The sequence below is a fragment of the Tianweitania sp. genome (assembly GCF_032053605.1).
Lineage (GTDB): Bacteria > Pseudomonadota > Alphaproteobacteria > Rhizobiales > Rhizobiaceae > Tianweitania.
This window is the reverse complement of record NZ_DAMBUH010000111.1, coordinates 1-10,630: the sequence shown is the minus strand read 5'-3', so window position 1 is coordinate 10,630 and position 10,630 is coordinate 1. Positions and strand designations below refer to the sequence as shown.

Below are 10,630 nucleotides of genomic sequence, written 5' to 3'. Positions count from 1 at the left end.
CCGCGCGCATGATGCCCGCCGGCGGCGGTGCGCAAACGATGCGGTTGGTGCAGACCGAAGCGGAACCCGCACCGGCGATGCAGCCGGCTGTTCAGCCCGAGCCCGAACCGACCGTCAAGGTCGCCTCGCTGGCCGATATCGTGGCGCTGGCCGATGCCGCGCGCGACATGCCGTTCAAGATCGGTGTCAAAAGCTGTGTCCGGCTGGTGCGTATCGAGCCTGGCAAGCTCGAGATCAACCTCACCGAAGACGCCCCGCGTACGCTTCTGACCGACATTCAGAACCGCCTGTCCAAATGGACCGGCATGCGCTGGCTGGTCACGGTTTCGCGTGAAGAAGGCGGTCAGACGCTGGCCGAGATCGAAACGCAGAAGCGCGAAAGCGCCAGGATGGAAGCCGAGGCCGATCCGACGGTCGCTGCCATTCTCGCTGCTTTCCCGCGCTCCAAGATCATCGATATCCGCATTCCGGAAGCCGCGAACGATGTCGAACCCGACATGGACAATCCCGTGATTGATCCGGGGATCGATCCGGGCGTCGACGATCCCGACGAACTCTAAACAAGCTCCAAAACAAGGATGTCCGCATGAAGGATCTCATGGGCCTGATGAGCAAGGCCAAGGAAATGCAGGCCAAGTTCCAGTCGATGCAGGAAGAGATGGCCAATATCGAGGCGACCGGCCAGTCCGGCGGTGGCCTCGTTTCGGTCACGCTTTCCGGCAAGTCCGAAATGAAGGCGCTCAAGATCGACCCGTCGCTCATCAAGGAAGACGAGGCCGAGATCCTGGAAGACCTGATCCTTGCCGCGCATAACGACGCGCGCGCCAAGGTGGAGGCCATTACGCAGGAAAAGACCCGCGAGATGACCTCCGGCCTGCCTCTGCCCCCCGGCATGAAGCTGCCTTTCTAAGCGCAAGCATGTGACACGTTCCGGGGCTGGCTTTCGCCGGCCCCTTGTCTGTTGGTGACAAACCCATGTCCAAACGCATCGTCGGACCCGAGATCGAGAAGCTGATCCAGCTGCTGGCCAAAGTGCCGGGGCTCGGCCCCCGCTCGGCCCGGCGTGCGGCCTTGCACCTCATCAAGAAGAAGGAGCAGCTGCTCGGACCGCTGACGGTCGCCATGGGTGATGCTCTGGAAAAGGTGCGGGTTTGTTCGCGCTGCGGCAATATCGATACGGTTGATCCCTGCATGATCTGCAGGGACCCGCGCCGCGATGCCGCGACGATCATTCTGGTTGAAGACGTTTCCGACCTCTGGGCGCTGGAACGCGCCGGCGCCATGAATGCGCAGTTCCATGTGCTCGGCGGAACGCTCTCGCCGCTGGATGGTGTGGGGCCAGACGATCTTAACATCCGCGGCCTCGTTTCGCGCGTGGCGGAAGGCGGGGTGACTGAGGTCATCATCGCCGTGAATGCCACGGTAGAAGGGCAGACCACCGCGCATTACGTCACCGACCAGCTAGCTGACATGAACGTGAAGATCACCCGCCTCGCGCATGGCGTACCGGTGGGCGGCGAGTTGGACTACCTCGACGAAGGCACGCTGACGGCGGCGCTGCGCTCGCGCACGGCATTCTAGACTGGTTGGAACATGACGATGAAGACACTGATTTCCACATTCATCGCCTTGATCCTGCTGAGTTTTTCCAGCGCTGCCCATGCGCAATCCGTAGATGCGCAGTTCCGCTCATGGCTCGATCAGAGCCTGTGGCCGGACGCCAAAACAGCCGGAGTGTCGCGCGCGACTTTCGATGCTGCCTTCAAGGGCGTGACGCCGAACCTGAAGCTGCCGGATCTCGTTCTGCCCGGACAGAAGCCTGAGACGCCAAAGGACCAGCATCAAGCAGAGTTCGGCGCGCCGGGTGCTTATTTCGCCGAGAAAACAATTGGTTCGGTGCAAACCGGCGGCCGTGCCCGCTTGAGCGAACAGGCACGCACCCTGCGGGCCGTGGAACAGCGCTTCGGCGTGCCTTCCGGCATCGTGCTGGCGATCTGGGGCCGTGAGTCCGGATTCGGCCGCGCCAAGATCCCCTATGACGCCATCGAAGTCCTCAGCACCAAGGCTTTTCTCTCCACCCGAAAGGATCTGTTCCGAAAGGAAACGTTGGCCGCGCTCCAGGTTCTCGAAAAAGGCTGGGCGACCAAAGCGGACATGAAGTCCTCTTGGGCGGGCGCTTTGGGCCAGCCGCAGTTCCTTCCGTCATCCCTGATCGAGCATGCCGTCGACATGGATGGCGATGGTCGTCGCGACATCTGGAATTCGGTGCCGGACACGCTCGGGTCGATCGCCAATTACCTCGTTCATCATGGTTGGCAGAAGGGTCGCGATTGGGGCTTCGAGGTCACCCTGCCGCCCTCGCTTTCTTGCTCTTTAGAGGGGCCAGATCGGGGAAAAACCGGCGCAGAATGGGCGAAACTCGGCGTAAAACGGGTGAATGGCAGCGCATTTCCGGCAGGTGAGACCGAAAAAACAGGCTTTTTGCTGCTTCCAGCGGGCACAAACGGACCGGCTTTCATCGTCACGCCGAACTTCTACGTGCTGAAGGACTACAACACGAGCGACCTCTACGCACTGTTCGTAGGAAACGCCGCGGATCGGATCACGGCAGGCGGCGGTGCCTTCAAGGGCAAGTGGGGGAGCGTGGATAAGTTGTATCGCTCGGACATCGCCGCCATGCAGCGCAGCCTGGAAAAGAAGGGCTACGATGTCGGCGGCTCGGACGGTCTGCCGGGCTATAAAACCCGGCGCTCGATCGGCGAATGGCAGGCCAAGAACGGCCTGACGCCAACCTGCTTCCCGAGCGCCAGCCTGGTCAAGGCTGTGCGCTAGTCACCACGTCCAGCACGGCCGGACCAGCATGGGGCGCGCTGGGAACGGCGGGTTCAGGCGCTGTTTCCGCAGGGTCCATGGTCTGCTGGGCGGCAAGGAAGTTGCCCATGGACTGCAGGTTCTCGAAGTTGTCGCAGAACACCTTGATGACCACGAGCAAAGGCACCGCGATCAACGCGCCGACCAGACCCCACAGCCACGACCAGAAGGCCACCGCAATGAAGATCGCAACAGCATTCAGCTCCAGCCGGCGACCGACGATCAACGGCGTCAAGAACTGGCCCTCGATGATGTTGCAAAGCAGGACATAGGCCGGAGCGAGCAGCGCGAAGCCCAGCGAGTCAAAGCTTACGATTGAGATCACGGCAACCACGACCATCGTGGTCAGGGCGCCGATATAAGGCAGGAAGTTCAAGAGGGCGGCCATCACGCCCCAGACCACCGCATTCGGCACGCCGATGATCCAGAGACCGGTACCGATCGCCACACCAAGACCGGCATTGATCAGGGCGATGGTCAGCAGGTAGCGCGAGATCTCACGCTCGACATCATAGACCACACGCAACGCACGCTTCTTGTCGGACATACGGCCGAAGGACTGCACGATCTTTTCATAAAACATCGTGCCGGATGCGAGCAGGAACAGCGCCAGCACCAGCGTGATACCAATGGATGTCGCGCCCGATAGAACAGAGCCGGCGGCCCTGCTAATGACGCCCGGCTGAGCCAGCGTGACTTCCGCGACATTGGGATCGCTGACCTGGCCGGTCATCATATCGAACTGGTGCATGATGTCGTTGACGCGGTCGAGCGGCCGCTGAACATGGCGCAGACGCTCGGCCAGCGTGCGGCCGATGGACGGTGCGTCGTTGACCAGCGTGATCGCGGGACCGCTGACCAGGTAGGCCAGAAGCGCGAATAAGGTCGCAAAAGCGATCACGAGCAATGTCGCGGACAGCGCCGAGGGCACGCCGCGCTTGCGCAGGAAACGCACGATCGGCGTCAGCGTCAAAGCGATCAGGAATGCCAGAACCACCGGCATGAAGAAGTCGCGGGCGAAATACAACGCACAACAAGCCGCTATCAAAAACAGGCCCAGCACCATCCGCCGCAGCTTGGCAAGATCGCTCGATGCGGTTTCGGCGATCGAGGCCTCCTCAGATGGGACCGCGGCTGGCGTAGTGCTCATGAAGTTTCCCCGGCGCCCGCTGCTTGTCGCGGAAATGCGAGTGCCGGGTTCGGCACCTAACGCAAAGTGCCCTTCCAAGTTCCGCAGCAATTGGCCACGACGACCGCCATTAAGCGGCTGCGGCCGGGAGCGCCCGGTAAAGCTCCGACAACAGGGTAAATGACTGCTTGCGCGCCTGATGATCGTGGATCATCGCAGTGACCATCAACTCGTCCGCGCCGGTTTTCTGGATAAAGGCTTCCAGCCCACGCTTCACCGTTTCTGGCGAACCGACGAGCGCGGCAGACAGCGCATGATCGAGCACGATGCGGCCGTTCATGTCGAGTTGGTCTTCATAATCGCGCACCGGCGGTGGCAGCAGGCCGGGGCGGCCGGAGCGCAGGTTGACGAAGCTCTGTTGCTGCGAGCTGAACAGATATTTCGCTTCCTCGTCCGTGTCGGCCACAACCACATTCACGCCGAGCATCAGGTGCGGCTTGGGGAAGCTCTCGGAGGGCTGGAAGCGTGAGCGGTAGATGGCGATCGCATTGTCCAGCTCCGCGGGTGCAAAGTGTGAGGCAAACGCATAAGGGCGGCCGAGCATGGCGGCAAGCTGAGCGCCATAAAGGCTGGAGCCGAGGATCCATACCGGCACGTCAAGACCGGCGCCCGGCACGGCTTGCACGCGCTGGCCCTCCTGCACAGGCTCGAAATAGCTCATCAGCTCGACGACATCGTTCGGGAAACTGTCGACCCCGTTTTCCATGTTACGGCGGAGCGCCCGCGCGGTCAGCATGTCCGTGCCCGGCGCACGTCCAAGGCCGAGATCGATGCGGTTGCCATAAAGGGCGGCCAGCGTGCCGAACTGTTCGGCGATAACCAGTGGCGAGTGGTTCGGAAGCATGATGCCGCCGGCACCAACGCGGATTGTCGAGGTGCCGCCGGCGATATGGCCGATCACCACGGCGGTGGCCGCACTGGCGATGCCCGGCATGTTGTGATGCTCGGCCAGCCAGTAGCGATTGTAGCCGAGCGCCTCGGCTTGGCGGGCGAGATCGAGCGAGTTTTTCAGTGACTGGGCGGCATTGCTGCCGGACGGCACGGGCGAAAGATCAAGAACGGAAAGCAGGGTCATGATGATGATATAGGGATCGGAAATGACCGCTCCAAGACGCTGGATGCGGCGTTGCGTTGCCTTGGCAGCGCCCTTGCGGCACAGTAGGTCGCACAAGGGCTGCACAGTCTGCAGCCGGTTTCTGGAAGGACACGGGATGGCGTTGAACCGAAAGCCAGTCGGACGTTTCGCAAGGATCGTCGTGCTTGGTCTGACCGCTTTTGCGGCTAGCTGCACGGCCGGTGCCGTTGTTTATGAAGCGCATACCGTGCCGGTGCGGCCAGGCCCGCCGCCGCGCTCGGACCGGATTTGCACGCGCGAATTCGCGCCGGTCTGCGGTGAAAACCGCGACGACCGCCGCACCTTCCCCAATGCCTGTGAAGCGGATGCAGCGGGCTATCGCATCGCCTATGGCGGCGAATGCCGCCGTGGACCGCAAAGCGGACCGCGACCAGGCTTCGGGCCGGGTTATGGACCGGGACCCTCGCGCCCACCGCAATCGGATCGCTTCTGCACGCGGGAATACCGGCCGGTCTGCGCACGCCGCGGCGACCGTGAGCGGACTTTCGGCAATGCTTGCGAAGCCGATAATGCGGGCTTCCGCGTCATTGACCGCGGGCCTTGCTGATCGGCGCAACTACTCCTGATCATCGTCAAAGTGCACGATGAATTCTCTCTCCCCATCCGCGTTATAGGGTGCACACCTGTAAATGGCGCGAACCGCGGCAGCGTCGAACTGGCGCTGTTCCTCGGTTCGGCCTTTTTTCTCAACGCTGGGCCGGCCAACAACCTTGCCACTTTCGTCGACCTCGAAGCGGATCATAGCCGTTCTACCGCCGGGTAGGGCCGGTATGTTTGGCAATGAGAAGCAAGCCTGGATCTGCCTGCTTATTGCGTCCTGGAGAGAGCTCTGCTGAGCTGATGCAGAACCGGTAGTCGCGGCAAGGACTGGAACTAATAGCGATCGCAGCATTCGACGGGCTCCCGGGACATAATCGTCCGAAAGCAGATAGCACCCGCTGTCGCCGGCTTGAAGCTGCGCCCCTTACCTCAAGCGGCAGCGACAGCCTTGCGCACCTCAGGCGCGACCTTGGTTCCGAACAGTTCGATGGCCTTCATGATCTGGTGATGCGGCATGAGGCCGATCGCCATCTGGATCAGGAAACGGTCGAACTTGAACAAAGCGTGGTTGGCGAGGATCTTGTCGACCACTTCCGCTGGACTGCCGACGAAGGCTGCACCGCGCGGCGAACGAGCTGCTTCGAAATGCGCGCGGTTGGTTGGACCCCAGCCGCGTTCGCGACCGATGCGGTTCATGACTTCGGCTTGCGGGCCATACCACTCGTCGCCGGCCGCCTGGCTGGTTTCGGCGACATAGCCGTGCACGTTGATGCTGGTGGGCAGTGTCGCGGCATTGTGGCCGGCCCGTTCCGCCGCTTGCCGGTACAGGGCGAACAAGGGCGCAAAGCGATGCGGCTCGCCGCCAATGATGGCGAGTGCCAGCGGCAAACCGAGATGGCCTGCGCGGGCGACCGATTGCGGCGTTCCGCCGACAGCGATCCAGATCGGCAGCTTGTCCTGAAGGGGACGGGGATAAACGCCGCGTCCGTGAATGGACGGCCGCATCTTGCCTTCCCAGGTCACCTCGACTTGATCGCGCAAGGTGATCAGCAGATCGAGCTTTTCGGCATACAAGTCGTCGTAATCTTCCAGCGCATAGCCGAACAGCGGGAAGGACTCGATAAAGGAACCGCGCCCGGCCATGATCTCGGCGCGTCCACCAGACAGAAGATCGAGCGTCGCATATTGCTGAAACACGCGCACCGGATCGTCCGAGGACAAGACGGTCACGGCGCTCGATAGCCGGATCTGCTTGGTGCGCGTGGCGGCAGCGGCGAGGATCACGGCCGGCGCGGAGGCCGCATAATCAGGACGATGGTGCTCGCCCAACCCGAACACGTCGAGCCCGACCTGATCGGCCAGCTCGATCTCCTCGATCAGGTTCTTCAAACGCTCGGCCGGCGCTTCGCCGGTGTTGGCGCGAACGGGATCGACATCGGCGAATGTGTAGAGACCAAGCTGCATCGCGCATCTCCTTGTGCTTCGCCTGATCTATGATGCCGGGGCTGCGTGGGCCAGATGGCGTCGGTGAACAGTGTTTCTTGTATGTTACGGCAAGACAGAAGCGCAGTGTGGCCCAAAAGTCGCGACTTAGGCCTTGAAACTGTCGGCACAAATCCTCATTACACACCCATCCCCAAGATAGATGTATGGAGAGGCGGCGGCATTGGCTCGCTTTAAGGAACAGGATTTTACGGATCGCCAGAAGGCGGCTAACGATGCCAAGCAGGCATTGCTTGCGCGCTTCAAGGCTAAGCCTGCAGAAGACGATCCGGCAGTACTCGCTCGCAAGGCCGAGCGTCAGGCTATTGTTGAAGCGCGCGCCAAGCGTGAGGAAGAAAAAGCCCGGCTGAAGCAGGAGCGCGAAGAACGCGAAGAAGCCGAGCGCGTGGCGCGCGAAGCGGCTGAAGCCGAAGCGCAGCGTTTGGCCGAAGAAGAAGCCCAGCGCGAGGCTCTTGAAAAGGCCGAGGCCGAGAAGGGTCAGATCGCCCGTCTGCTGGCCGACGAGGCCGACCGCAAGGCCAAGCGCGACGCGAAATATGCAGCCCGCAAGGCGCGCGTCGGCCGCTGAGCGGTTCACAAGATTGAAAAAGGCGGTCCTGATGGGCCGCCTTTTTTGTATCTAGTCTTCGTCCACGACCCGCAGGCGCAATTGGCCGGATCGCTGATCATGAATGGTCGGGCCGGGTCGCTTCGGCGCTTCTTCACCCACAGCTTCGCCGCCCAGTTCCAGCGCTTCGATTTTTGCGCCGCGGCTGGTGAGCTTCTTGGTGGACACGAGGATGTCGTCGATGTCCTTGCCTGTCTGGCCGAAATGCGTTTGCAGCTTGCGCACGCGGTCGTCGAGACGGCCGACATCCTCCATCAATCTGACCACCTCGCCTTGGATGAGATGCGCTTGTTCGCGCATGCGGGCATCCTTGAGGATGGCCTGGACGACCTGGATCGAAAGCATCAGCAGCGAGGGCGACACGATCACCACGCGCAGGCGATGCGCCTTTTGCACGATCGCCTCGAAATGCTCGTGGATCTCGGCAAAGATCGATTCCGAGGGCACGAACATGAAGGCGGTGTCCTGCGTTTCGCCTGAAATCAGGTACTTTTCGGCGATCGCGCGCACATGAAGCTCGATGTCGCGCCGGAACGCCTGCGCGGCCAACCGCTTCGACGCGTCATCCTCGGCCGCACGGATCGCGTTCCAAGCTTCCAGCGGAAACTTGGCATCGATCACCAGCGACGGGGTATTGTTGGGCATGCGGATCAGGCAATCCGGCCGGTTGTTGTTGGAGAGCGTGGCCTGGAACTCGTAGCCGCCTTGCGGCAGCCCGTCGGCGACGATCGCTTCCATCCGGCTTTGTCCGAACGCACCGCGCGTTTGCTTGTTTGACAGGATCGCCTGCAACTGCACGACCTGACCGGCCAGAGACTGGATGTTGTTCTGCGCCGTGTCGATCGCCACCAGCCGCTCTTGCAGGCGGGTGAGGTTTTCGTGCGTGGCACGGGTTTGTTCCGTCAGCGAATGGCCGAGCCGGTTCGTCATGCCGTCGAGCCGCTCGCCGATGGCGCGGTTGAGCTCGGCCTGGCGGCTGGAAAACACCTCGGCCAGCGCGCCCATGCGGCCCTGCATCTCGGATTGGGATTGCAACAGAACCGCCATGCGCTGCTCGTTCTGCCGCGCACGTTCCAGCGCTTCGGCCTGCAACGAGGCCTGGCCATGGGTGGCGCGGCGCAGCGCGAGCATGAACAGGAAGGCCAGCACGAGCACCAGAATGGCGGCAGCGACGAGCGCTATTCCCAGCGAAACGGTGCTGGCGCCCATGCGAAACAGCGGTGTGGACAGGTCGGGAACGCGGTTCATGAGACAAGCCTATGCGATTCGGCTGATCAGCAGAAGATCAAAACAAGAACATAGACACGGGGATCGTTGACGGCGCTGTTGCGAGCAATTAGGTGAAGCCCATGTCCCTCCGCCCTCTCGTGATCCTTCCCGACCCATTGCTGCGCCAGGTTTCCACGCCGGTGGAACGCTTCGACGCCGCCTTGAAGCGCTTCTCCGACGACATGTTCGAAACCATGTATGACGCGCCGGGCATCGGTCTCGCCGCCATCCAGGTTGCCGAGCCGATCCGCATGCTGGTGATCGACCTGTCGAAGGAAGACGAGCCGAACGCGCCGCAGATCTTCATCAACCCGCAGATCCTGACGCGCTCCGACGAGATCAACGTCCACGAGGAAGGCTGTCTTTCGATCCCGGATTATTATGCCGACGTCGAGCGCCCGGCCGCGATCACCGTCGCCTATCAGGACGTCGAGGGCAATAAGCACGAGATCAATGCCGATGGTCTGCTTGCGACCTGCCTGCAGCACGAGATCGACCATCTCGACGGCGTCCTGTTCATCGACCATATTTCGAAACTCAAGCGCGACATGGTGGTGCGCAAGTTCAAGAAGCTCGCGAGGGATCGTCCGCCGGCGCGTATGGTGGGCTGATGGCACTGCGCCTCATCTTCATGGGCACGCCGGTTTTCTCGGCGGCCACGCTTGAGGCGATCGCAGCGGCCGGGCACGAGATATCAGCCGTTTACACGCAGCCGCCACGGCCAGCCGGTCGTCGTGGACTGGAACTGGTTGCCTCGCCCGTGCAAGCCGCAGCCGAGCGGCTGGGGCTTGAGGTGCGCAGCCCTGTTTCCCTGAAGAAACCGGAAGAACAGGCGGCGTTTGCCGAACTCAAGGCCGATGTCGCCGTGGTGGTCGCTTATGGCCTGCTTCTGCCCAAGGCGATCCTTGAGGGCACGCGGCTCGGCTGCTTCAACGGCCATGCTTCGCTTCTGCCGCGCTGGCGCGGTGCCGCCCCGATCCAGCGCGCGATCATGGCCGGCGATGCGCACACCGGCATGATGATCATGAAGATGGATGAGGGGCTGGACACCGGTCCCATTTGCCTGGAAGAGCGCGTTGCGATTACACCGGATATGACATCGGGCGATCTGCACGATCGCCTGATGCAGCTCGGCGCGCCCTTGATGGTGGAAGCGCTGGCGCAACTGGAAGCCGGCACGTTGCCGATGCGCGCGCAGCCTGACGAAGGCACCACCTATGCCGCCAAGATCTGGAAGGCGGAAACACGCATCGACTGGAGCCGTCCGGCAACCGTGATCGACGCGGCGATCCGTGGTTTAGCACCGTTCCCCGGCGCCTGGTGCGAAGTGGAGCTTGGCGGCAAGGTGGAGCGGCTGAAGCTGCTGCGCTCGGTAATCGCGGATGGTTCGGGCGAGCCCGGCGCGATCCTTGACGGCGACGGCTTGGTTGCCTGCGCAACCGGCGCTTTGCGCTTGATCGAGGTGCAGAAGGCCGGCGGCAAGCCGATCAATGTGCGCGACTTCCTTGCCGGTCAT

12 protein-coding genes and 1 pseudogene are annotated in these 10,630 nt (G+C 62.3%); 8 read left to right on the top strand and 5 right to left on the bottom strand.

The window, feature by feature from the left end; genetic code table 11:
- The 4 genes and pseudogenes from RTX98_RS17605 to RTX98_RS17590 form a co-directional block, all read left to right on the top strand.
- Positions 1–560, top strand: a pseudogene (locus RTX98_RS17605) (DNA polymerase III subunit gamma/tau); the annotation flags it as partial.
- 26 nt (positions 561–586) lie between these two features.
- The gene (locus RTX98_RS17600) at positions 587–910 is read left to right on the top strand and encodes a YbaB/EbfC family nucleoid-associated protein (protein ID WP_189503629.1); all 324 of its coding nucleotides are present in this window, start codon (positions 587–589) and stop codon (positions 908–910) included.
- Positions 911–975: 65 nt separating this feature from the next.
- Entirely contained in the window at positions 976–1,581 is a 606-nt protein-coding gene (gene recR, locus RTX98_RS17595; RefSeq protein WP_312798106.1) for a recombination mediator RecR, read from the top strand.
- Between the two features lie 18 nt (positions 1,582–1,599).
- Complete coding sequence (locus RTX98_RS17590; RefSeq protein ID WP_416223161.1) at positions 1,600–2,832, top strand: lytic murein transglycosylase; 1,233 nt, start codon at positions 1,600–1,602, stop codon at positions 2,830–2,832.
- On the opposite strand, the gene RTX98_RS17585 is transcribed toward RTX98_RS17590, so the two are convergent.
- On the bottom strand, positions 2,816–4,021 hold the full coding sequence (locus RTX98_RS17585; RefSeq protein ID WP_312798104.1) for an AI-2E family transporter: 1,206 nt from the start codon (positions 4,019–4,021) through the stop codon (positions 2,816–2,818). The genes RTX98_RS17590 and RTX98_RS17585 overlap by 17 nt on opposite strands.
- 109 nt (positions 4,022–4,130) lie before the next feature.
- Complete coding sequence (locus RTX98_RS17580) at positions 4,131–5,135, bottom strand: LLM class flavin-dependent oxidoreductase (protein ID WP_312798107.1); 1,005 nt, start codon at positions 5,133–5,135, stop codon at positions 4,131–4,133.
- A 136-nt stretch (positions 5,136–5,271) separates the two neighbouring features.
- On the opposite strand from RTX98_RS17580, the gene RTX98_RS17575 reads away from it, so the two are divergent.
- Positions 5,272–5,742: a Kazal-type serine protease inhibitor gene (locus RTX98_RS17575; protein ID WP_312798103.1), complete on the top strand. Its 471-nt coding sequence runs from the start codon at positions 5,272–5,274 to the stop codon at positions 5,740–5,742.
- Positions 5,743–5,751: 9 nt separating this feature from the next.
- Here the strand turns inward: RTX98_RS17575 and RTX98_RS17570 are convergent, their stop codons facing one another.
- Together RTX98_RS17570 and RTX98_RS17565 are read right to left on the bottom strand one after the other, a co-directional pair.
- Positions 5,752–5,937 (bottom strand): hypothetical protein, encoded by a 186-nt coding sequence (locus RTX98_RS17570; protein ID WP_312798102.1) that lies wholly within the window; start codon positions 5,935–5,937, stop codon positions 5,752–5,754.
- Positions 5,938–6,164: 227 nt separating this feature from the next.
- The gene (locus RTX98_RS17565) at positions 6,165–7,199 is read right to left on the bottom strand and encodes an LLM class flavin-dependent oxidoreductase (protein WP_312798101.1); all 1,035 of its coding nucleotides are present in this window, start codon (positions 7,197–7,199) and stop codon (positions 6,165–6,167) included.
- A gap of 202 nt (positions 7,200–7,401) precedes the next feature.
- Between RTX98_RS17565 and RTX98_RS17560 the strand changes: the two genes are divergently transcribed.
- Positions 7,402–7,806, top strand: coding sequence for a DUF6481 family protein (locus RTX98_RS17560; RefSeq protein ID WP_312798100.1), 405 nt, complete (start codon positions 7,402–7,404; stop codon positions 7,804–7,806).
- A gap of 51 nt (positions 7,807–7,857) precedes the next feature.
- Here RTX98_RS17560 and RTX98_RS17555 read toward each other — a convergent pair whose 3' ends face one another.
- Entirely contained in the window at positions 7,858–9,093 is a 1,236-nt protein-coding gene (locus tag RTX98_RS17555) for a DNA recombination protein RmuC (RefSeq protein ID WP_312798099.1), read from the bottom strand.
- Between the two features lie 101 nt (positions 9,094–9,194).
- On the opposite strand from RTX98_RS17555, the gene def reads away from it, so the two are divergent.
- Positions 9,195–9,725 (top strand): peptide deformylase, encoded by a 531-nt coding sequence (def, locus tag RTX98_RS17550; protein WP_312798098.1) that lies wholly within the window; start codon positions 9,195–9,197, stop codon positions 9,723–9,725.
- Positions 9,725–10,630 (top strand): methionyl-tRNA formyltransferase (gene fmt / locus RTX98_RS17545; protein ID WP_312798097.1); only part of this gene is annotated, 906 nt, incomplete at its 3' end. The genes def and fmt, both read left to right, overlap by 1 nt.

Excerpts from the sequence above, each read along its gene's own strand:
- RTX98_RS17575 (WP_312798103.1), top strand. The coding sequence starts at position 5,272 with ATGGCGTTGAACCGAAAGCCAGTCGGACGTTTCGCAAGGATCGTCGTG.
- RTX98_RS17570 (WP_312798102.1), bottom strand. The coding sequence starts at position 5,937 with ATGATCCGCTTCGAGGTCGACGAAAGTGGCAAGGTTGTTGGCCGGCCC.
- RTX98_RS17585 (WP_312798104.1), bottom strand. The coding sequence starts at position 4,021 with ATGAGCACTACGCCAGCCGCGGTCCCATCTGAGGAGGCCTCGATCGCC.
- RTX98_RS17565 (WP_312798101.1), bottom strand. The coding sequence starts at position 7,199 with ATGCAGCTTGGTCTCTACACATTCGCCGATGTCGATCCCGTTCGCGCC.
- RTX98_RS17580 (WP_312798107.1), bottom strand. The coding sequence starts at position 5,135 with ATGACCCTGCTTTCCGTTCTTGATCTTTCGCCCGTGCCGTCCGGCAGC.
- RTX98_RS17555 (WP_312798099.1), bottom strand. The coding sequence starts at position 9,093 with ATGAACCGCGTTCCCGACCTGTCCACACCGCTGTTTCGCATGGGCGCC.
- def (WP_312798098.1), top strand. The coding sequence starts at position 9,195 with ATGTCCCTCCGCCCTCTCGTGATCCTTCCCGACCCATTGCTGCGCCAG.
- RTX98_RS17600 (WP_189503629.1), top strand. The coding sequence starts at position 587 with ATGAAGGATCTCATGGGCCTGATGAGCAAGGCCAAGGAAATGCAGGCC.
- recR (WP_312798106.1), top strand. The coding sequence starts at position 976 with ATGTCCAAACGCATCGTCGGACCCGAGATCGAGAAGCTGATCCAGCTG.
- RTX98_RS17590 (WP_416223161.1), top strand. The coding sequence starts at position 1,600 with ATGAAGACACTGATTTCCACATTCATCGCCTTGATCCTGCTGAGTTTT.